Annotated in this window: 16 protein-coding genes; 2 read left to right on the forward strand and 14 right to left on the reverse strand. The window is 62.1% G+C overall.

Features of this window, described 5'->3' with window-relative positions:
* Nucleotides 1-13: 13 nt before the first annotated feature.
* The 8 genes from EJ070_RS04145 to EJ070_RS04180 form a co-directional block, all read right to left on the reverse strand.
* Nucleotides 14-943, reverse strand: coding sequence for an isoaspartyl peptidase/L-asparaginase (locus EJ070_RS04145; RefSeq protein WP_126090175.1), 930 nt, complete (start codon nt 941-943; stop codon nt 14-16).
* A gap of 6 nt (nt 944-949) precedes the next feature.
* The gene (locus EJ070_RS04150; protein WP_281059640.1) at nt 950-1,705 is read right to left on the reverse strand and encodes an amino acid ABC transporter ATP-binding protein; all 756 of its coding nucleotides are present in this window, start codon (nt 1,703-1,705) and stop codon (nt 950-952) included.
* Nucleotides 1,692-2,756: an amino acid ABC transporter permease gene (locus EJ070_RS04155; protein ID WP_126090177.1), complete on the reverse strand. Its 1,065-nt coding sequence runs from the start codon at nt 2,754-2,756 to the stop codon at nt 1,692-1,694. The genes EJ070_RS04150 and EJ070_RS04155 overlap by 14 nt, the downstream gene beginning before the upstream one ends.
* A gap of 5 nt (nt 2,757-2,761) precedes the next feature.
* Entirely contained in the window at nt 2,762-3,922 is a 1,161-nt protein-coding gene (locus EJ070_RS04160) for an ABC transporter permease subunit (RefSeq protein WP_126090178.1), read from the reverse strand.
* Nucleotides 3,923-3,926: 4 nt separating this feature from the next.
* Nucleotides 3,927-4,907 (reverse strand): amino acid ABC transporter substrate-binding protein, encoded by a 981-nt coding sequence (locus EJ070_RS04165; RefSeq protein WP_245464811.1) that lies wholly within the window; start codon nt 4,905-4,907, stop codon nt 3,927-3,929.
* 44 nt (nt 4,908-4,951) lie between these two features.
* The gene (locus EJ070_RS04170; RefSeq protein ID WP_126090180.1) at nt 4,952-5,809 is read right to left on the reverse strand and encodes a MurR/RpiR family transcriptional regulator; all 858 of its coding nucleotides are present in this window, start codon (nt 5,807-5,809) and stop codon (nt 4,952-4,954) included.
* A 462-nt stretch (nt 5,810-6,271) separates the two neighbouring features.
* Entirely contained in the window at nt 6,272-7,588 is a 1,317-nt protein-coding gene (locus EJ070_RS04175; protein WP_189350365.1) for an adenylate/guanylate cyclase domain-containing protein, read from the reverse strand.
* 682 nt (nt 7,589-8,270) lie between these two features.
* Complete coding sequence (locus EJ070_RS04180) at nt 8,271-9,716, reverse strand: adenylate/guanylate cyclase domain-containing protein (RefSeq protein ID WP_126090182.1); 1,446 nt, start codon at nt 9,714-9,716, stop codon at nt 8,271-8,273.
* A gap of 365 nt (nt 9,717-10,081) precedes the next feature.
* On the opposite strand from EJ070_RS04180, the gene EJ070_RS04190 reads away from it, so the two are divergent.
* Nucleotides 10,082-12,979, forward strand: a complete 2,898-nt coding sequence (locus EJ070_RS04190; RefSeq protein ID WP_126090184.1) for a trifunctional glycosyltransferase/class I SAM-dependent methyltransferase/polysaccharide deacetylase — start codon at nt 10,082-10,084, stop codon at nt 12,977-12,979.
* A gap of 129 nt (nt 12,980-13,108) precedes the next feature.
* Here the strand turns inward: EJ070_RS04190 and EJ070_RS04195 are convergent, their stop codons facing one another.
* From EJ070_RS04195 to EJ070_RS04215, 5 genes are all read right to left on the reverse strand, one after another.
* A complete protein-coding gene (locus EJ070_RS04195; protein ID WP_126090185.1) occupies nt 13,109-13,789 on the reverse strand; it encodes a redoxin family protein in 681 nt (226 codons plus the stop codon).
* 18 nt (nt 13,790-13,807) lie between these two features.
* Nucleotides 13,808-17,104, reverse strand: a complete 3,297-nt coding sequence (locus EJ070_RS04200; protein WP_126090186.1) for an adenylate/guanylate cyclase domain-containing protein — start codon at nt 17,102-17,104, stop codon at nt 13,808-13,810.
* A gap of 125 nt (nt 17,105-17,229) precedes the next feature.
* On the reverse strand, nt 17,230-18,642 hold the full coding sequence (locus EJ070_RS04205; protein ID WP_126090187.1) for a hypothetical protein: 1,413 nt from the start codon (nt 18,640-18,642) through the stop codon (nt 17,230-17,232).
* 196 nt (nt 18,643-18,838) lie between these two features.
* On the reverse strand, nt 18,839-19,363 hold the full coding sequence (locus EJ070_RS04210; protein WP_126090188.1) for a GNAT family N-acetyltransferase: 525 nt from the start codon (nt 19,361-19,363) through the stop codon (nt 18,839-18,841).
* 74 nt (nt 19,364-19,437) lie between these two features.
* On the reverse strand, nt 19,438-20,262 hold the full coding sequence (locus EJ070_RS04215; RefSeq protein WP_126090189.1) for a hypothetical protein: 825 nt from the start codon (nt 20,260-20,262) through the stop codon (nt 19,438-19,440).
* Nucleotides 20,263-20,464: 202 nt separating this feature from the next.
* Between EJ070_RS04215 and EJ070_RS04220 the strand changes: the two genes are divergently transcribed.
* The gene (locus EJ070_RS04220; RefSeq protein ID WP_126090190.1) at nt 20,465-21,880 is read left to right on the forward strand and encodes an adenylate/guanylate cyclase domain-containing protein; all 1,416 of its coding nucleotides are present in this window, start codon (nt 20,465-20,467) and stop codon (nt 21,878-21,880) included.
* Nucleotides 21,881-21,895: 15 nt separating this feature from the next.
* Here EJ070_RS04220 and EJ070_RS04225 read toward each other — a convergent pair whose 3' ends face one another.
* Nucleotides 21,896-22,375, reverse strand: a complete 480-nt coding sequence (locus EJ070_RS04225) for a class I SAM-dependent methyltransferase (protein WP_126090191.1) — start codon at nt 22,373-22,375, stop codon at nt 21,896-21,898.
* Nucleotides 22,376-22,591 lie beyond the last annotated feature (216 nt).

Here is a 22,591-nt window from a genome sequence, read left to right on the forward strand (position 1 = left end):
CGACCCGCCCGGCTCAGAATATCGCGGTTTCGGGGCCGTCGCCCTCGCGTACCCAGGCGCGATACATGCCGATCGAGTTGAATTGCATGACGATGTTGCCCCCAAAATCGATGCCGATCAATCCGCCCCGCCCGCCGATCGGGGCTAGCTCCTCGGCGATGGCGGCCGCCATCGCTTCGTCCAGCGTCAGGCCCGCGTACACCATGCGGGCGTGGATATCATGGCCGATGCAGGCACGGATGAAATGCTCGCCGGTGCCGGTCGCCGAGATCGCGCAGGAGCGGTCGTTCGCGTAGGTCCCCGCGCCGATGACAGGCGTGTCCCCGATCCGTCCGGCCTGCTTGTTGGTCACTCCGCCGGTTGAGGTTGCGGCCGCGAGACGCCCTTCGCGGTCGCGCGCCACCGCGCCAACGGTGCCGAAACGACCCTCTGCCGGAGCATCATGGTCGAGCGCTTGGGCGTTGGTGTCATGGGCGCGCAAATCTTGCAATTGCCGCAGGCGGTGTGGGGTCGAGAAATAGTCGGGCTCGACCAGGGCAAGACCGCGGGAGCGGGCAAATTTCTCGGCCCCATCCGAGCCCAATAGCACGCTGCGCGCGGCGCGCATGACTTCCGCTGCCGCCACGACCGGATTACGGATGCGACGCACTCCGGCGACTGCACCTGCCTGGAGCCCGGTGCCCGCCATGACTGCGGCATCGAGCTCATGAACCTGATCCTCGGTAAAGACGGCGCCGCGTCCAGCATTGAAAAGCGGGCAATCCTCCAGCATGCGCACCGTCTCGACAACCGCGTCGATGGCCGACCCGCCCGCCTCCAGCACCGCCGTCCCGGCGTTCAACGACGCGATCATCTCCTGCCGGTAGCCCGCTTCAGCGGCAGGATTGCCAGGCAAGATCGTTCCGGTGCCGCCGTGAAGGGCCAAGGAATAGGGTACTTTCATGAAGCCTCAATGAGTCAGGATCTTGCCGAGGAAGGCGCGGCTGCGTTCGGATTGCGGCTGCACGAAGAATTTTTCAGGCGGCTGGATCTCGAGAATCCGCCCGGCCTCCATGAAGACAACGCGGTCGGCGACCTTGCGGGCGAATCCCATCTCGTGAGTCACCACTATCATGGTCATGCCGTCGCTCGCCAAGTCTTGCATCGTGTCAAGCACCTCACCCACCATCTCCGGGTCGAGCGCCGAAGTGGGCTCATCAAAAAGCATCAGCTGCGGCTGCATGGCCAGCGCCCGCGCGATCGCCACGCGCTGTTGCTGGCCGCCCGAGAGCTGCCCCGGCATCTTGAGCGCCTGCTCGGCGATATGCACCCGGTCGAGAAGCGCCATCGCCTGTTCGCGCGCTGCCGCGGGGCTTTGCTTCTTGACCAGCGTCGGTGCCAGCATGACGTTGTCGAGGACGCTGAGGTGCGGAAACAAGTTGAACTGCTGGAATACCATTCCGATGCCCTTGCGGGCCTGCACAGCGAGGCGGGAATCATCGATCGGCGTGCCGTTGAAAACGATGCAGCCCGCGTCATGTTCCTCGATGCGGTTGATACAACGGATGAGCGTTGACTTGCCTGAGCCGGAGGGCCCGCAGATCACGATCTTCTCGCCGCGATTTACGCTCAGCGAGCAGTCGTCGAGGGCATGGAAGGAGCCGAACCATTTGTGCACCCCTTCAATGGAGAGCAATATGCCTGCGGCGGGGTCATTTAAGGGCATAGCGGCGCTCCAGATATCGGCCATAGGTAGCTATGGAAAGGCCCATGACGAGGTAGATGGCGCTGACCATCATGTACATCTCGACGAAATAGGGCCGCCATTGCGCATCGCCCTGGGCCAGCCGAAGCGTTCCCGTGAGGTCGTAGATATTGACGATGGCTACCAGCGAGGTGTCCTTGATGGTGCCGATGAAAAGGCTCGCCAAGGGCGGGATTGTAATTCGAAGTGCCTGGGGCATGACGACGTGCGTGAGGGTCTGCCAGCGGTTTAGGTTGAGCGCGTGGGCCGCCTCGCGCTGGCCTCTACCGATCGCCTGCAGGCCGCCGCGGAAGATCTCGGCCTGGTAGGCGGCGGCAAAGAGTACGACGCAGATCGCCACGCGCAGCATCGGGTCCAGCCGCCACGCCGGCGGCAGCAGGATTGGCAGCACGAAGGCCCCGAAGAACAGCAGGGTGATCAGCGGCAGCCCACGCACCAGCTCGATATAGGATGTTGCAAGCCAGGACAGCACCGGCAGATGCGACTGCCGCCCGAGCGCCAGCACAATGCCCAGCGGCAAGCCGAGCAGGCAGGCGATGACTCCCAGCAGAATGGTCAGCGGCAGGCCGCCCCAGAGGTCGGTGCCAACCGGCGTAAGCCCGAAGATACCGCCACCGAGCAGGATGGCGAAAGCAACCAGCGCCAGGCTCACCAGTGCAAGGCCCGATCGACCGAAGAAGCGCGGTAGAGCCGCCGCGCCGAGGCATCCGAGCAGGAGGGCGCACCCCAGCACCGGGCGCCATTGTTCGCCCTGGGGGTAGCGACCCAGCAGGATCAGCCGCGCCTTCTCGACCAGCACACCCCAGCAGGCTCCAGCGACGGCGCGGCAGACCTCGGGGTTCGGTGCGACCTCGGCGGCGAAGATGCCCCAGTAGAGGGCCCGCCACAGCGCCCAAGCCAAGAGCGCCAGTAGAGCGGACGAGACCAGTCCGGTTTTCGTGTCGGCGAAGAGCAAGGCGCGCAGCCGGGCCGCCGTCGCCACAGGTTTTGGCGGAAGAAGCATGGTTGCCATCTACCTCAACGCTCCTGCAACTGAACGAGCCGGTTGACGTTCCCCATCACCGCGGCGGTGAGAATGTTAAGCGACAGGTAGACCGCCGCGATGATGGCAATGCATTCGATCGCCTGTCCGGTCTGGTTAAGGGACGTGGTGCCGATCGAGACGATATCGGGATAGCCCACCGCCACCGCCAGCGACGAGTTCTTCAGCGTGTTCATGACCAGGCTTGTATAGGGCGGCACGATCACCCGCAGGCTTTGCGGGATCACAATCCGTCGCAGGGTCTGGCCGCGTGTCAGGCTCAGCGCATGAGAGGCTTCCCATTGCCCGCGGTGCACGGCGAGGAGGCCCGAGCGGACGATCTCGGCGCAATAGACGCCTGAGTAGAGCGTCAGCGCACCCACCAGCGAAGCCCATTCGACGCTGACCGTGCCACCGCCGTTAATTCCAAACAGGCCGACCACCGGCACATCCCAGCGATCCGGGACATAGAGCCAGAGCGCTGCCGAAACCACAGCGGCGGCGGCAAGTGCGCCGGCTCGATGGCCTCTGACTAGCAGCGCCGCTGCAAAGAGCACAAGCATCGAGACGATCAGGACACCCGCCTCGGGCGCCGTCATCAATGGTTTGGCAAAGGCAAGTCCGCCATTGCTCAGCAGCAATATATTTCCGAGGTTGAGCGCATCGGCGGCTCGTGGCAGCAGTTCGAGCATGGCGACATACCAGACCAGCAACTGGACCAGCAGCGGGATGTTCCGGATCAGGTCGACGATGCCACGTGTGATCAAGCGCACCAGCGGATGGCGGCTGATCTGTCCGATGCCGAGGACGAGCCCAATCAGGGTCGCAAAAACGATCGCCGGAAGAGCAGCGCGCAGGGTATTTGCAATACCGGCCGCGAAGGCAACGGCATAGCTGCTGCGGCTGGTGTAGGGAACCAGCCCTTCCGAGATCGAAAAGCCGGCCGTATCACCGAGGAAGCCAAAGCCTGATGCGATGTGGCGGGCAGCGAGGTTGACCGCCGCGTTATGGGCGAGCCAGAGGAATGCCCCGGCGGCGACGGCCAGAACCAGCACCTGTACGGCGATCATCCCCGCTGCGCGTCGACGCGGGGCGGGGATGGGGGGAGCGATGGCCCGCGCCCCGCCTTCCTTGTGGGAGAGATCGACCCCCGACATCGGCTCAGCGCAGCGGCGGGGAATAGAGCAGGCCGCCCTTCATCCACAATTCATTGTGTCCGCGCGGCAGCTTCAGCACCGACCCGGATCCGAGATTGCGGTCAAAGACCTCCCCATAGTTACCGACCTGCTTGACGATGTTGTAGCTCCAGTCCTTGCTCAGCCCTAGAAAGCGGCCGAGATCGTCGCCAGCCCCGGCAATCGATAGCACCGCGGGGTCCTTGCTGTTGGCCTTGAGGTCGTCGATGTTGTGCGATGTGACACCAAGTTCCTCGGCCTGGACCATCGCATTGAGGACCCACTTGGCGATTGCGAACCAATCGTCGTCGCCACGGCGCACCGCCGGCCCCAGCGGCTCTTTCGAGATCAATTCCGGCAGGATTTGATAATTTTCCTTGTTCGGCACTTCGGTCGTCAGAAACGACGCCAAGCTGGTGAAGTCATTTGTGTAGACGTCACAGCGTCCGTTGATGAAAGCCTGATGCGAAGCCTCCTGCTGGTCGAAAACGACGGCCTTGTAGGTCAGCCCATTGGCGGCGAAGTAATCGGCAAGGTTCTTTTCGGTGGTCGAGCCCGAGTCGACGCAGATGGTTGCGCCGGTGAGCTGCTTGACCGAGGTCAGCTCGTCTTTCTTCGGCGCCAGGAAGGCCTGGCCGTCGTAGAAATTGATGCCGACCCAAACCAGGTTCAGCGAAGTGTCACGGGTGTAAGTCCAGGTCGTGTTGCGCGCGAGGACGTCGATCTCGCCGCTTTGCAGGGCGGTCAGACGGGTCTGGCCGCTGGTGGGCACATATTTGACCTTGTTGGCGTCGCCGAGCACCGCAGCCGCCAGCGCGCGGCAATAATCGACGTCGAACCCGGCCCACTTGCCGGAACTGTCGGCCAGTGCAAAACCAGGATTGCCGGTGTGAACTCCGCAGGTCACGACATCGTTCTTCTTTATGGCATCGAGCACCGCCCCAGCATGTGCCGTGCCGGCCAGCATCAACGCCGCTATGGCGCCGCAGCCGAGGGCTGCGATTTTCGTCTTCATGGTTCTTCCTCCTCAAGGTTTTGATTTTCCGGCGACACGGAGCGCGGCGCCAGATAGGCTAATACTGTCTCGGCCAGATCGCGGGCCAATCGCACAGCGTCCGGATTCTGCGTCATCACTCCCGAGGCCAAGGCCTCGATCACCGCCATCATGGCGATGGCGGAACTTGGCAGCACGCCATGTGCCGCCGGCGCCAGGAGCCGAATGTGGGCGATCGCGCTCAAGGGTGAGGCCTGGTCGTCAGTGATCACCACGATGGAGGCGCCGCGATCGCGGGCGAAGCGGACGAGATGAACGGTGTCCCTAGAATAGCGCGGCAGCGAGAGCGCGATCAAAACATCACCCTTGCCGCACCGCATGAGCCGGCGGGCCACCTCTTCGGTGCCGCCCTCGCCCGCGACGGCTTCGATCGCTTCGACAAATGGCATCAGCGTGTGCACTGCATAGCCGGCCAAATGGCTTGACGCCCCGAGACCAAGAAACCAGACGCGCCGCGCCTTCATGATCCAGGTTGCGACCGTGGCGATCTGTGGCGCCTCGCCAGCGCCCCGCACGGCCTCCGCAATTTCCGTCAATTCCGGTTCTTCGCGCGCGTGGCCCAACTTGAGAACCGGCTCCATCACCGATTGCATCTCGACACCCAGATGGGCCTTCAGCTCGCCAAAGCCCTTGAACCCCGCGGCTTTGGAAAACCGGTTGACTGCCGAGACCGAGGTGACGGTCAGCGCCGCAATCTCCTCAGCACTTTGCGACAACGTCTGAATCGGATGTGCCGTCATCCACAGACCCACCGGAACCAAGGACGGTGTGGTGCTGGATGCAGCAAGCTGAATGCGTTCAAGCGCGGACTTCATGGATGAATGATATCATTCACTTCTGCGGTTGTAAATGATCTCGTTCATCAAGGCGATTGGACCGCTGGCTTGACTATTGGCACCGCCGAGACGACGCCAAGACAGCACGCGCTCCATCGGTCGACTTGGAACACGGTTGCCCTGACGCCGGCGCTAGGGGGCGCCAGCCGCTATTCCTCGATCCGATTCCTGTCGGGCTGCTCGCCGACGAAGGTCAGCCGATGTCGGAGAGCAGGCTGAGGAAATCCAGGGCGAGCCCGGCGGGGGCGACGGCAGGTCCGCTTTGCGCCGCACGGCGGTCGTCCGGCAGGTGTGACGGGAACGACTGGAATGGGTCAGAAGTGGCCGTTCGACAAAGTCTGCTTTAGGCGCATTGCTGACGGGCAGCAGGGGCCGAAAGCGGGGCCGCCCGCTCGCTGCCGCTACGAGCTTAGAACGGCTTAGAACCAAGGCGGGGAATCTCTACGAAGTCGCCCCAGCGTCTTCCAACATCGCGAGGAATAACCGGTGTTTGTCAGGCACACCTTTGAGCACGCGCTCGCCCTGATCTGAGAAACGGAGGCCTGAGCCCGCTACCAAGTCCCTCACGGTCTGAGAGGTCAAAACCATTCCCCCCTCCGCTGAACTCATGATTCTTGCTCCCGTGTGGATAGCGAGGCCTGTTACGTTGGCCCCAACAATCGCACATTCCCCGACGTGGACACCCGCTCGAACGTCGATCTCAAGCTGCTTCACCGCGGCGGCAATGGTGAGGGCGCATCGTACCGCCCGCGCGGGTCCGTCGAACAGTGCCAAGAAGCCATCACCGGCAACCGTGAACTCCTCGCCGCGGTAGCGTGCGATTTCCTTGCGCACGATGTTGTAATAAGAGGTCAGCGTATTGCTCCATGACTGATCCCCGTCCCTCGCCAATTGGTCCGTCGATGACACGACGTCGAGGAACAGTATGGCGGCTAGTTTTCGGTCAGACGCAACCTCCGGCGTCACACCGGTCAGAAACGACTGAATGTCAGCCAAAATCGTATCCATATCCTTGGCGACAAAGGTGTGTGTGTCCCCGGGATACTCCTTCATCTCTGCTTGAGGTATGCGCCGCGCCATGTCGCGCGCGGCTTCAACCGATGCAACCGGATCCTGAGTCCGGTTCATGACCAGCGTTGGGACTGAAATCGTGGGAAGGATGTTCCGGATATCGATGTCCCGGTTCATCGCTTCGTAGGCTGCATGCGCGGACGGGCTTGCAGCGGCCCTCATATGACGAGCGAAGGCATCGACCACCGTTTGATCGACAGTACGCCCGAGCCCGACTCCTGCTCCACGGATGTATTCGTCTGAGGGGCCGTTCTCGGCCATATCCTTGATAAGCTGATCGTACGCCTCGGACGACATGCCCCATGGGTGATCATCCGAAGTACACCAACGAGCTTGCGTGCCCCAGACGATCAGCGATCTCACGCGGTCCGGGTTCAAGGCAGCGAACAAGCTCGTCATCGAGCCCCCCTCCGAAACACCGAAAAGGCTGGCGCGCTCCACCTTCTCCGCATCTATCACCGCCCGGATGTCGTCGGCCCGTTCCTCAAGTGTCGCCATTCGGATTGGGCGATCGGACAGCCCCGTTCCACGCTTGTCGAACTTGATGACCCGGCAGAACGCCCCAAGCTTCTCGAAAAACAGAGCGCGAAGTGGCATCTCCCATTCCAGATCGAGGTGGGATGCCGTTCCCGGTGCCCAGACAAGGTCAACTGGACCACTGCCCCAGACCTGATATGCGATGGCCACGTCTCCACTTCGCGCGTACTTCGTTCGGGGTGTCATCTCTTTGCCTTTTCGTGGAAAGGGGACACTTACTCACGCTGAGTCGCGGCCCCGGCGATCTGCAAATGTTGGCCCGCTCCTTTCGTCTTCCGGAGTGCGTTCGACCTGCTGTAGTGTGGCATAAGTTACCTTAGGTTCCCACTACATCGGGGGTTTCCTCCAACGTAATCGATGGCAACGTCTGCTTTCAGGCGGTGTCAGAGCCTACTTAAATGGCCGACTTGCGGGCGCAAAGCGGTCGTTCAGTATCCGCAATGCTCAAAGCGGCTTCGGTTAATTGCGCTCTTGCGTTGAGGGTCCCCGCTCCGCGTCGACCACGCTGCGTGGAGACAGGCAAATTGCAGTCCAGTGGTTAGACGATTAGAAATTAAACTTATCGGATTCGGCTCAAATCCACGGCAAACACCCCCGCTCTTCCATTCAGGGAACCGTCATTGGCGAATAGTGTTCGGGAAACGAACCAATCCACAGAAATATTTTGTTGGTATTTTTGTGGTTCGAGCTGCCACGAGACGATAGTCAACTATCTGGAAACAAAACCAAATTTCCTGTACTTGGATTCCGCCTCTGGCACCATTCCTTTTTTGTCCAGCCCGGAAGCTCCGGTTCTAGGCAGTGCGAAAGGGAGTTGGCACGCAATCCGTGTCTATCCCCGCATGATGCGATAGACAGTTGCATCACCCTCCACACCTCGAAGAGGCGCGTCAAAAGGCACGACACGAAGGCCGGCAAGCATTTCGCTAACCCCGGGCGCGGAATGGAGCGCCTCGGAAATGCAGACCTGTCCGGCTTCCGCCAAGGACTGCACGCGCGCGGCGACATTCACGGTCTGGCCGAAATAGTCGAGGTTGTCGTTGAGCGTCACGGCAATCGACGGTCCACAGTGGGCACCGATCTTCAGGATGATCCCCGGCCCGTCATGGTCGCCGTTGAAGCGATCGATTTCTTCAAAGATGTGGAGTGCAGCCGAAATTGCATCCGACGGCTGCGAGAATGCAGCCATCACCGCATCCCCAATCGTCTTGACCACCGCTCCGGAATGTTGCTGAACCGCCGCGTTGACCAGAGCGAAATGCTCGCGGACCAACGCATAGGCGTTGAGGTCACCCAGGCGCTCATACATGGCGGTCGAACCCTTGAGGTCCGTGAACAGGAAGGTGATCTGCCGGATGCCGAGCCCCTCCTTCTCGTCGACACGTTCGGACCGGAAGAGCTGGCGGAAGGTTTGCCGCGCAAGCAGCGCTCCACCGGAAACATAAGGGTCGAAATCGAGCGCCGGCTTGGTAGTCAGCGCGACAAGTTCGGGCGGCCAGTTGATGGCAAGCAACGAACCTCGCACCGGCCCCCTATTCGTTACCTCAATGACAATCGGACCAGGTGGCACGGCGGGCAACGCCGGCAAGAAGCGTTTGCCGTCATAATCAATCTTCAGAAGCGTCGGCGCCAATGCCGGATCACCTGATATCGGCACAGCGAATGCGGCCTGCGTCTGCACGTTGACGCCCGCAAGGGCGCCCGGTCCGAGGTCGGCGCGGAGCGCTGTGGTGGTGCCGGGCGGCAGAAACGTCATGCCCCGAACGAAGCCGCGCAGAACGTCAAGAAAGCGAAGCCCTTGTCCCGGTAGCCGCCCGTCAGGTCCGAAGTGGAGCTTCCAGTGAAAATCCTCGACAGAGAGCGACTCGGGATCATGGTGCGGCAGGCGGCGCAACTTCGGCGATATCGAGAAGGTGACCTCGATGAAGTCGTCGAGGTCGGTGTCGCCCGATACGTCGCACAGGCCACAGACGTAGTGGGTCTTCAGCGTCCGCAGGGCGCCGAAACTATCGAGCACCATCCCGGACTGGGGACAGAGCACATCCCAACTCATGTCGAACAAGCCACAGCGGGCGGCATGAAGGAAGAGGTCGATTGCTTCAGGCTCGGCAATTGCGCGGTCGCGAGCAAAGGCCAGCGGATTAACACGATAGAGCGAGTAGTCGTCGGCGCTCCTGATCAGCGTCTCGAATTTCGAGATGACGCGTGGACTCCAGGCTCGCGCCTGCTCCACCTTGGTCATCTTGCTTTCGAGAAGACGATCGTTGACTACCGTCACGTCGGATACCCAACCTTGCCTCGCGACAGCCTACTAAAAAACCAGCGCGATGCGAATGGGATTGAATTCCTTTGTTGTATGACAGTCTTGACAGAGCAGTGCTGCCATCCGATGCCGTTATCCGTTTTCGACGTTCCGAAGCTCGATGATCCAGGACAATGCTCCCGTAAGCGTTGTGGTACCGATGGCCAATGCCAAGCAAACCATCGGCGCAACGCTTGCCAGCACCCGCCGGCAGATTTACCTGGCACCGGAGATGAATGTAGTGGACCACAGCTCGAGGGACGGATCGGGTTCGACGCCCGATGTCAGGCTATGTTTTGGGACTCTTGTTCTCCCTTCGAAGCAGGCGCGGGTAAGATAGCGTGGCGCATAATCCCTTGGTTTCAATAGTGGTTCCTGCGCACAACGCCGAGGCAACGCTGGCGCGCGCACTCGATTGCCTCGTCGGTCAGGACACACCGGATTGGGAGGCGATCATCATCGACGATGCCTCCACGGACCGCACCCCCGCGATCATCGCGGGTTATGTGGAGCACGATCCCCGATTTCGCACGTTGAGCTCTTGCGCGTATAGCGCCGCCGGCGCGCGCAATAGCGGGATTTCGATGGCGCGCGGCCAATGGCTCATGTTTCTGGATGCGGACGATTGGGTGGATGCCAGCTTTCTTTCGAAAATGCTGGCCGCACTGAAAGCCGCTCCCGATGCGGTGGCCGCCTATTGCGGTTCTCGGCGCGTGATGCCCGACGGCGGACTCACCCCATCGAGCATCGCAACGGAAGTTGCGATCCAGCCCTTCGAAACATTCGCCCGCCGGTGTGCCGTCCGCGCTCACGCGCTGCTGGTCGACCGGAAGACTATTGTCGAGTTGGGCGGTTTCGATGTGTCGCTGCGCACTTGCGAGGACTGGGATCTGTGGCAGCGCCTCGCACGTCTCGGCAAACGTTGGCTGATGGTCGACGAGCCGCTCGCTTTCCATCGGACCAACCCCAACGCACTCACCAGCAATTCGACGCAGATGCTGGCAGATGCGGAAATCGTGATCGCCCGCGGCTTTTCTCCTGATCCGAGGGTCAGGCACCCAGCATCGGCTCACGCCAATGGAGCGATCGACGCGAACGGCCGCACCGCTGCCGAAGCATTGGCGTGGTTCGCGCTGTGGAACGCCGCGTCGGATTGTGGCCGCGGATCGCGCTCGATCAACCCGCAGTTCCTGCGCGCACTCCCGGCAGGACGTAAATGGGTGCGTGAGATCGCCAAGGTGGTCTTAGATGGCCTTATGGTAGGAAGCCTTTCGGTGCCAGCGCAATTGGCTGCCAGGTGGGACAGGTTCGGCGGCGCCCTCACCGAATTGGTCATCGAACTCGGCAAGGTCTGGGACGACCCCGCAGCGGGTCGCCGTGTCCAGTATCACCTTGAGCAAATGCTTCTTGACTTAGACGACCTTGCTGCGCCGCGCAGATTGGCGCGGACGCTCGGAATTCGCGTCAAAGCTCGAAATCCGACCGCGATCGAATTGCCGGAAGGAATCGATCAAATTTATGCCTATCTGATGGTCGATGGCCGTATCGAGGCTCGCGTGCAGTTCGGCGCACTCGGGAAAGTGACAAGGCGCCATTGGATTGAATTGGCCTCACAGGGCGGCGGTGCCGACAAGTCAAACATGTCTGCAGCCGAGGCATCGTTGTCCATGGCTGGACACCGGTCTGATCCAGACAGCCACTTCGGCAAACTCGCGCTATTGGCCGCGGAAGCGCAGGGGCTGGTTCGGTCGAGCGCCGAACCTGCGGAGCCACTTGCAGCACCGCGCCGTAAACACGCCGCGGATGACCACGATAATGATCGCACGTCGTTCTGGAATCGCCATTTCGCGACCGAGGACCCCTGGAACTACGGTTCGCCCTATGAGCAGGAAAAATATGAGCGCCAGCTCGAGATTCTGCCTGCCGGTCCCATCGGACGGGCGCTTGAGCTGGCCTGCGCGGAGGGCCACTTCACGCGGCAACTGGCGCCGCGAGTAGGCCATTTGACCGCAACTGACATCTCCAACGTAGCCGTCGAGCGGGCGCGCGCGCGATGCAGCGATCAGCCGAATGTCGAGTTCGGCGTACTGGATTTCTCCGCGGACACGCTTCCGCGTGAGATGGATCTGATCGTCTGTTCGGAAGTGCTCTACTACCTGGATGATCTCGCCGAGTTGCGCCGCGTCGCCAGAAAACTTGTTGAGCCGTTGGCGCCTGGCGGCAGTCTCATCAGCGCACACGCATTCGTGCTCCGAGACAATGTTGAAAGGACGGGCTTCGACTGGAACACATTCGGCGCACAAGCGATCTCGGAAACGCTGGCAGCGACCGAAGGCCTTGTCCTCGAGCAATCGATCCAGACCGAGCTCTATCGCATAGACCGCTTCCGCCGCCTGTCGCCAGACGACGTGGCGACGGAACCGATGATTGATCACGTGCCAATCCGTGCGCCCATCGGTATCGGGGTCGCGCGAAATATCGTCTGGGGCGGAGCACGGGCCTTGCGCCGCGACGTCGCGCGTACCGAACGGCGGCAGCGTATCCCTGTCCTCATGTATCACGGCGTCGCCGATGATGGTCCGGCAGCGCTCGCCCGTTTTCGGCTCACGCCCGCGGCATTCGCCAGCCAGATGGCATGGCTGCGCGCCAATGGCTTTCACGCGATCATGTCCGAGCAGCTGGAATGGTCCATCGCCAACCGTCAACCCTTCGCTGGCCGCCCGGTGCTGATCACCTTCGACGACGGCTTCCAGAATTTTGCCGACCACGCCTGGCCGATCTTGCGCGCCAACGACCTGACTGCGGAAGTGTTCCTGGTGACGGACTTGGTGGGTGAAACTGCACGATGGGACGCCGGCAGCGGTCCGCCGACGCAGCTTATGGACGCCGGGACGGTGCGACGCCTAGCGGGCGAAGGTGCGTTCTTCGGAAGCCATCTGGCGACGCATCGCGCAATCGATGGTCTGTCGAGCGCCGACCTGGCCGCCGAGCTCTTGCGCTCTCGCATGTTCATCGAACGGTGGACCGGTCGGCCAATCGCGTCGTTCGCGGCGCCCTTCTCTGTCACCGACCGACGGCTTGGACGGCTGGCCAGGGAGTGCGGTTATCGGATCGGCTTCGGCGGCAGACACGGGCCGGCGGACCTCGAGTCCGATCCCATCGACCTTCCGCGCATCGAAATTCGCGGGGATCGCTCGCTCGACGAATTTGTTGTCCGTCTCGAGGCCGTGCTCGAATGAGCGGTGAACTTTTCAGTCGGGTGCGTGCTGCCACGAGTGCGCGGGCATCGCCAGACCGTACATTCTGGCTCACCGAGGCCTTGGTTCCGCTTTTTGTTCAGCGTCCTGCCCGTCACCTCGTTTGCAAGCCTATTGGGCGACTTGCGACACGGCCGACATCAGCTCCTGCGGGTTCGGCGCCGTAAACATGTATCGCCCACCCTCTGGAACCTCCGTGAAGCTCCAGCGGACCACCCCCTGCCGGTCGAGTAGGAACTGACCGATCAGTTGTCCGTGTCCGGTTGCCATCATCTGCTCGTCGGCTTCCGTCAGTTCGTAATGGTCCTTCTTGTCGAGGAATTCGCTGGCCGCAAAAGGATCCATTGGACCGGGCAACTCGCCTGGTAAGTCGACCCGCATATCCTTTGCCGCTGCCATCGAGACCTTGTACGGCCAGTTCGTCTCGTCTTCGGTGAATTCGAGATTGGGCAGTCCAAAAGCACGATGTGAAGCGCGTTCAGGGTCGGAGGCCGCAAGCAGATTCGGCATCGGGTGGTAGCGGAAATAGAGACGCGCCCGCTCGATCGGCGTGTTGACCACCGTCAGGCTCCCCACGCCCTTTTCGCGCAGCTCCGGATCAAGTCGCGCCTGGGCAGCGATATGGCGCCGGCAAAACGCACAATGCAGACCTCGAAACAGGCCGACCAGCACCGGTCTTTGTCCGCGAAAGTCGTCAAGCGCGATCTTGCCTTCCTGGGTAATGGCGTCGAGCACTACGTTAGGCGCACGGTCGCCCGGTTGAAGCGGTATCAAGTCACTATGCACCGACATTTCCAACCTCCCGCCCGGCTAGTCGAGAAAAGGCAGCACCACAAGCGCTTCCGGGTCGAGCCCGTGCTGGGCGCATATGCCCTGCGCCAGGGAAAAGTAGCGTTCGGCCTCGGCCAGATTGTCGAGGTCGAGATTAAGCGTTGCGAGACCATCATAGCACGGAAACAGCAGTTGGGGTTCGCCCGTTTCGCGGGCTACGTCCAGTGCTTCTTGGAACAAGCCAACCGCCAGTTCCGGATGGCCGCTGCACTGGTGGATCTGCCCGAGCACGATCAACGGCACCGGCAGGTGCTCGCGCTGGTCGAGCGCCCGGTCGATCTCGATGGCCTTCTCGGCAGCAGGCACGCCCTCCGTTGGACAGCGATCGGTGAAAGTACAACAAGCGACCGCCAGATTGGCGAGGAGGCGCGCCTGGAACCCCAGATCACCAACACGACGCGCCACTTCAAGACCGCGCCGACAGACCTCTATCGCCTGTGCAGGATTGATGGTCGTGTAAAGCACGCCGAGATTGGTGTAGCCGCGGCAGGCTGCGCCCAGTAGACCGGCGGCTTCGGCCAATTCAATGCTTCGCTCAACCTGACGCACCGCTTCAAGGTTTCGCCCAAGGCGAGCCAGCGCAACAGCCTTGGTGTTGAGCGCCTCGGCGGTCACAAGAGTGGCTTCACGCCCTACCTCGGAGACATGCTCCGTTGTCAGAGTGCGTACGCTATCCAGCGCCGCGTCTGCCAATGTCGCCGCAAGAGCGTGATCTCCGCTTCGGAACGCGTGTCGGCCACGTTCTTGCCAGAGATGCGCCTGCTCGATCGGCGCATCCGCTCCATCGAGGAGCGCTGCGGCCTCAGCATAGCGGGATTCTGCCTTGTCCCGCTTGCCGATATCCCAGAGCAGCCGACCGATCTTGCGCAAAACTCGCGCCGAGGCGACACGATCGGCTGACTCGCGGTACGCCTGCAACACCGTCTCGTAGTGATGGTGCGCGATCTCGCGGCGGCCTGCCGGGCCGCTCAAATCGGCAATGCGCTCTGCAATTGCCAGTTTGAGCGGCGTTTGCCCGGTCGCGTCCAACGCAGTCAGTGCTCGCTCGTAGAAACGAAGGGCGTCGTCATTGGCGTATATCATGCGAGCGCGATCGCCCGCCTCCTGCAGGTAGTGCGCGCCCTTCTCCCGCTCGGTGCTCTGTGCGAAATGATGACCGAGCACGGTCAAATCCTCGAGCCGTTCCGGCTTGTCGCCGCACAGTTGCTCCAAGGCAGCACCGACCCGCCCGTGAATGTCGGTCCGGCGTTGCAGGAGCAGATTCTGGTAGATCACGTCCTGCAGCAATGTTTGCGTAAAGCGGTAGCTTTGCGACGAGACCGAACCTGATCCGGCAACCTCCTCGATGATTTCCGCATCGCAAAGCAATTCGCAGCCGGCTTCCAGGCGGCCGGGGTCGGCCGTCACGGCTTTCAGAAGGGTCGCGTCGAAGCGCGGGCCGATCACCGCGGCCTCCTGGGCCAACCGGCGGACCTCTTGGGGCAGCCGGTCGACCCGGGCAAGAAGCATTGCCTGAATAGTGGCGGGAATGCCGGTTGCAACTTCGCCTGTCACAGTCCGCCATCGCTGGCCCTCGCGTATCAGCACACCGCGATCGATAAGGCCGCGAACGGTCTCCTCTACAAAAAGGGGATTGCCGCCTGCGCGCTCGAGGATCTGGTCGAGAAGCCCTCCTGCGGACTTTACCCAGCTCTCGCCGAAAAGCGCCGCCAGCAGTCTGCGTCCGTCGTCACTGTTGAGCGGCGAAAGCCTGAGCGCTGTGTGACTGACCCGACTTGAGTCGAGCTGGTCGTTGTCCGGCGCCGGACGATGGGTGACCAGTAACATCAACCGCGTGCGTTCCAACCTGTCCATCACGAAACGCAGTGCCTCGAGCGACACAGCGTCGGCCCAGTGCAGGTCTTCGACGACAATCAACAGCGGCGACAACGCAAGCCGCCGTTCGACGATTGTACGGACTGCGTAGAGAATTTGTCGCCGCAGTTGCTCGGGCTCGACATGCTGCAAGGTGGCATCGGGGTCGCCAAGGCCGAGCACATGGTAGAGCAAAGGCATCAGCCGCCTCGCCTCCTCGCCCTGCAGGCCGAGCTCGGCAAGCAAGCCTGCGAGCTTCCCCCGCATTTCGTCCCCATTGTCGTTTTGCATCATCCCCGCAGCGCTGCGCACCACCGCGCCCAAGGCGCCAAATGATTGTTCGCCCAGCGGTGAGCACGTGGCCTGCCGCACCGCGACGTTGCGAAAACGATCCTCGTCGCCGACGCGGGCGACGAACTCCTTCACCAGTCGCGATTTCCCGATACCGGCTTCTCCGACGAGGCGGACAAGTTGGGCCGCGCCGCCGCACGCCTGGTCAAGGCACGCCAGCATTCTATTGAGCTCCGCACCACGACCTATTATCGGCGCGCTAAGGCCGAGCGCCTCGAGCCCGCGCGCGGCACGCGGCGCCGCCAGCGGTGCATCCAGTCGATGGACGAGCACACTGCCGGCCTTGCCGCGAAGCATGACATCCCCCAGCGACTCGTAAGAGAAGGCATGCCGGGTCAGCCTGTGAGTGAGTTCGCCTACCAGCACCTCACCCGGTGCGGCCAGCGATTGCAGGCGTTGCGCCGTATTCACTGTGTCGCCGGTCACCGAATAGGATTTGGCGGTGCCGATGCCCAATCCGCCAGTGACGACCGGACCGGTGTTTATGCCTATGTGGAGTAACAGTGGCGAGCCGGAGCTGGGGGCCCTTTCGCCGAGCCGCGCCGTCCGGGCCATCATGTCGAGCGCGGCGCGAAGCGCACGTTCCGGATCGTCCTCATGCGCGACCGGAGCACCGAACAAAGCGAGCAGTGCATCGCCGATGAATTTGTCGACGAAACCCCCAAAGTTTCGCACGGCTGCCGTCAATTCCTTGAACAGTTCGTTCTGCAGTGCCTGCATCACTTCGGGGTCGAGCTGCTCGCTGAGTGTCGTGAAGCCGCAAAGATCGGCGAACAGGACCGTTACGGTCCGGCGATCGGCGTCTGAGGCGGGATGGCGCCCATCGCCTTCGATGTTCGCAAGCAGCGACGGAGTTCGCGAAGGCGGCACAACGGTCCGGCTTGGTGCCGAAGCAGGCCTTTCGACGGCTTTCGCGGGCGCACCGACGCTTGTCCCGCATTTCGGACAGAACTCGAAATCAGGTGCGCAGAGATAGCCGCAATTGGCGCATGGCACGGGCTGGCGCCTTCCGCACTTCGGACAGAAAGCGAAACCGCCCTCAACCTCGAAACCGCAGCCCGAGCAGTCCATCGAACAGACCTCGCTAGGGGCCGTGACGGCGTAATCCCGCTACGCACCTCACGGCCGGGTATTCACACAAGGATGAACCTATAGCCGTCGACCAGCAAGCGGCAGCGCAAATGGGCATCGAGCGATCAGCGTGGGTCCGGTGGCAGAACGCTGCCGATTGCGGGCGGGCTCGCCCGGCCGATCTTGCGCCATCGGGAGTCTTCGCGGACCAGGTTCAGGTCGTCGGTCGTCTCGGCAAGTGTCCGCAAACGATATTGCCGGAGCAGTTCCGGGAAGAGCGCCCCTTCCGGCAGGCCGGCAAGCTGCTCGCGGACCGAGATCCTTTCATCGATGACCCGCATGCCCCAGGCATTTTCGCGAACCTGCAGCTCCGCAGCCAGATCGCGCTCTTCCGGCGCGTTTTCGTCCAGCGCAGCCAGCAGGATCGAGTGGAAAAGCGCTACGTAGCCAATCTGTCTCAGGCCACCCACAACCCGCACGCGTGGCAATATGGCAAGGACGAGGAACATCAGGAACAAGTTCGGCAGCAGCACGCCGTCCAGCAGCGCCTGCCTGAGATGCGGCCGCTCGAACGGGATGGAAAGACCATGTGGCCTGTCAGGCTCGATCAGCTGCCCGTCCTCGAGGACGAGCTTGCGCACGCGTTCCTCGCGGATGCCCCAGAAATAGTCCGTGGCATTGGGCAGGAATCTGCCAAATGGGCCCGATGCGGCCTCTTGCAAGGCACGTTCGAGACGCAGGCGCCTTGCGGGCTCAATGAGCAGCCTGGAAAGAAGGCTGCCGTCATATTCCAGATGCCGCGCCATGGCAGCCGCGGCGAGCCGATCATCGATGAAAACCGGCAGGGCCATGCCGGAACGATCCCAATCGGCGACCAGATCCTCATTGAGGGCTGTCAGCGCATCGGCGGCGGTTCCAAACACCTTGTCCTGGCTGGCAAGCAGTGTGCCAAGCCAGCGGCTGGCATCCTTTTCATCGCCCACAGCTTCGAGCGCGCGCTTGTTGAGGGAGACAGGACCGGCCACGCAGGCGCTTTTGCGGCACAGTTTGTGGCGTCCCATGCCAAACAGGTTGACCTTGTCGTCGCCGATATCGAGCCATCCTGGCCCCTCCCGGCCGATTGTCTCCATGGTCATCGTCGTTCCCATGAAGTTGACGAAGGCCGACAGCCCGTTTTCGACCGCGCCGAGCCAGGCAAGCAGGAGGGCATCGAAGGTGATCCGGTCCATCAGAAGCAGGCAGTGCAGGCCGGACTGAATCACCGGTCTCTGCTCGAACTCTTCGAGGGCCTTGCCGATCTCCGCAGGCTGCATAATCACGCCGAGGCGCTGACGCAGGACGTCTCGCAGGATCGAGCGGGCAGCGATTGCCGGGCCCGATGCAGGCCTTGCCACCGGCCGCCACAGATGGCGGGCGTAATCGGAAACCGGTGCATTCCAGTTCTGCTCGATGTCGCGCGCGACTTCCGGGCAGAGCAGCGACAGCACGGCCAGAATTTCCATCGGAGGCGTAGGGGTTGGGTCAACTACGGCGGTCATTGGTCCCGTCTAGCGGCTTGCGGTGCAAACGCCAACGGGGACCAGACTTCCTGAAGCGCTTGGCCCACGCAACTCGATCAAATGGTGTGAGACGAAATTGACCGTATCCTACGGAGTCCTCCATCAGCAATCACCTGTTCGCCGACTCGGCACGAATTGTCAGATTGGCTGAACAGCCAAGGCCAAACAGCGGATCTCAGAACCGCAGCCGGGCCATGCTCAGGAGGTCGTGGTACTGCCCGTCGGTAAAGCCGGCCTTCACATGCCGACCTTCGACCTCGAAGCCGTGGCTCGTGTAGAGACGGATGGCCGGTTCGTTGTCGGCATAGACGGTCAATTCGACCCGCTTCAGAGCGCGCCAGTTGTCGGCCACGTCAAGCAGCGCCTCAAGTATGGCAGAGCCGATGCCCTTGCCGACAAAAGCATCGTGAAGGCCGATATTGATCTCGCCGATATGCGAACGGCGCGGCGAACCCTGCACGACCAAGCTGCCGTGGCCGACGACCTTGCCCTCCCACTCCGCAACGATCCAGGTGGTTTCCTGGCCGGACTTGGCGATGCGCCGTTCCACCTGCTCCACCCTCTCGAAGGGCATCCTGAGCGTGCCCGAGCGGAAGCCCGGCATGTTGAAGATGGCGCAAAGCGCCTCCGCATCGCTTGGCCGGACAGGTCGGAGCCGCGGCTGGATTTTCTCGGAGGGTGGCGAGGTCTTGCTGGTCATGGCGTTCCCGGCGAAGGCAATCGGCCCGGCACGATGCACCGGACGTCACCCGAAAATCCAGTCGTCTCCGTAATCTATGATCCCGATTGCGAGCTGAAATACCGGGAGGCGGCGTAGAGTTTGAAGACACCGCTGATGCCGATCCAGCCGAAAAGGGCGAGCCAGCACAATGTCCCGGTCGCCCTCCAGTCGATCCGGTGCACCGCAGCATCGGTGATGACGAGGCCAAGGATGGCAAGCAGGCCAACCAGAAACTGCGCCAAGCCGAGCACCAGCAGCTCCTCGCGCGGCGCGCTTCTCAAGACGAGATATATCCCGCCCGCGCCGGCGAGGAAGATGGCGCTGTAGACCTGAGCGTGGAAGACATCGACCGGCCATGGCCAGAAGTTGCTGAATGTCAGGGGAAACAGCAGCAGGCCGAGGCCATAGATCCCAAGGATCGTCGATTCCACCGACAGGTAGCCGCGCCATGCGGGCTTCAAGGTCACGCCTTTTGCAGAAGGACGGGCCCTGGCCCGCCACAGGAACAGCCCGGATACCGCGACCGAGGCAAGATAGACCAAAAACCAGAGCCAGGGCGCTTTGCGCGCGAAGTTGAAATAGCCGAGATTGATGAACGAAGCCGCCGACACGATGACGGTGAAGATGAAGGCCATGACGAGCACGAGCCTGCCGGGCGACCAGCGATTCCAGAACAGCAAAGCCGCCATCACGACCATTTCGGCGGTGTAGAAGCCACCGAGGAAGCGGGCGTTGAACGGGGTGACGGCCCAAGGCCAGCGCGGCTTGACCAGCACGGGCGCGAAAAACAGGCCCGCGCCTACGATCAGGACGATGATGACCACCACAGAGAAAAGGCGCAAGGCCGCGGGAAATGGCGGGTTGTCGGATGTCGGCATGGGAGGGAGCCCCAAAGATGAATGCCCATGGACCATCATAGTGCCGCTTGCGGCCGGTGAAAATCGACCGAGTGGAAATTGGACTGTCACCAAGCCTATCTATTCAAATGGCCGCGCGGTCCGTTTCGAAGTAAAATGGAGCAGTCGGACCAAAGAGCGGTCCGGCTAACACGCCTGGGGCGCATTTTCCGGAGCCTGTACGATGAACGAAGGTCAGGATCTGTTCTCGCTTCTGCGGCAATCGACCGATGTCGATCCACAGGCAATCGACGCGATCGAGCGAACCATCGCGGAAGGCAAGGACCGCGAACTTTGCCGCATCAATGCGCTAGCCTTCGCCAGCAAGCATGGCCTCGGAGAGGAACGCGCCATAGGCGCCTTTCTCCATGCGGCGCGGGTGGGCATCTTCGACATTTCCTGGAATGTTCTATGCCCCGGCTGTGGCGGCGTGCTCGACACCAACGCCACGCTGAAAACCCTGCAGAAGGACGAATACACCTGCTCGCTGTGCGCCGAGGGCTATTCGCCGACCCTCGACGAGATGGTCGAGGTGACATTCACCGTCAGTCCCCGCGTGCGCAAGATTGCCGCCCACAATCCACACGAACTGCCGTTGGTGGAATATTTCCGCCAGATCTACTGGGCGTCCGGCGTCGATCTGCCGGAAGAGGATTTCGCCAAGACGATGGAAGCGTTCTCGCTGGAGGATATCGAGCTTGCGCCCGGTGAAAGAGCTGTTCTGCCCGTGCAGCTTCCGTCCGAATTCATCATCGTCTTCGAGCCGGTCACCCATTCAGTGCAGTTCATCGACGTCAAGGGCGAACCGACAAAGGAGCGCCGAAGCCTGTCCTTGGTCTTCGACCGCGAGCATATCCAGAGCCAGACGCTGGAGATGCAACCCGGCCCGTTGCGCATTTCGCTGGAAAACAGGACCGACACCCGCGTGCTGCCGACGGTCTTCATCGCCGGAAAGGAATTGCATGATCTCCTGGGCAAACGCCGGCCCTTCCTGACCGCCAAGCGCCTGCTCACCAACCAGACGTTCCGCGATCTCTACCGCACGGATACGCTCGACATCAACCAGCGCCTGAAGATCACCAGCCTGACCTTCCTGTTCACCGACCTGCGCGGATCGACCGAGCTTTACGAGCGGGTGGGCGACCTTTCAGCCTTCGATCTCGTGCGCGAGCATTTCCAGGTTCTGCACGAGATCGTCGCGGCGGAGGCCGGCGCGGTGGTGAAGACGATCGGTGATGCTGTGATGGCGACCTTCGCGACGCCTGATCGTGGGATTGCCGCGGCCCTCAGGATGCGCGATGCAATGCGCGCGCTCAATGAGAAGAGCGGGCGCGAGGATCTGCTGCTCAAGATCGGAGTCCATGCCGGCCCTTGCATCGCCGTATCTATGAACGAGCGACAGGACTATTTCGGCCAGACGGTCAACATTGCTTCGCGGGTCCAGAACCTAGCCAACGCACAGGCGATCTTCGCCACTCGTGCGGTGGTCGACGACAATCTCACCGCCGATCTGTTGCACAGGAACGCGCTGACGCCAGTGCCCCATGAGGTCTCGCTGCGCGGCATCGAGCGGGAGATAGCGGTCTATACGATCCCCTGAAGACTTCTCGCCCTTTCACACGCGCCTGCAGATAAAATAACGATCTGTGGGCACCGAGGGCGGCGGCGGGAGGCGTTGCAACTGCGGGTGATCGAGCGGCGTGCCGCTGACCGCGATGCCGCCGACGCGAAGCAGGCGCACGGTCAGATCGGGAAGCCAGGTAGCGGTCACTGCATCGAGATCTTCATAGCCGGTGCCGATATCGGCGTGAACAAGAGCGGCGTCGATGCCAAAGAACCTGCTCGCCGTCTCGCGTATTTCGCCGAGCACGAGGTTTTCAGCTTCGGGAATTGAGCTGGCGTGTGCGGCAAGTGCGCGGTCGAACGCCACGATCCGGCGTCCGGGCAAGCGCTCGCGCAGATGGTGGAATGTCCGGCCATTGCCGAGGCCGAGCTCGATCACCGGCCCCTCCATCTTCGCCACCTCGGCGCAGACCTGATCGAGGATATCGCGCTGTGCCGTCATCCTGCGGATGAAACTATCGAGGCGACTCATATGCGATTGTATGTCCTGAACCAGTCGATGAAATCAGCAACGCCCGGCGACCGGGACGGTTCGCGGGTGAAATCCGAGGGCGACTTATTACACCCCGATCGAGCATCGCCGCATATAGAGGCCAACGATGAACACTGCAACAACCGAACGGGCTGCCCGACAAGGATCATACCGGGTGGAGTCGGCGGCCCGGCGCTCGGCAGCATAGCGATGTCG

The organism is Mesorhizobium sp. M1E.F.Ca.ET.045.02.1.1 (assembly GCF_003952485.1).
In the GTDB taxonomy this organism is placed as follows: Bacteria; Pseudomonadota; Alphaproteobacteria; order Rhizobiales; family Rhizobiaceae; genus Mesorhizobium.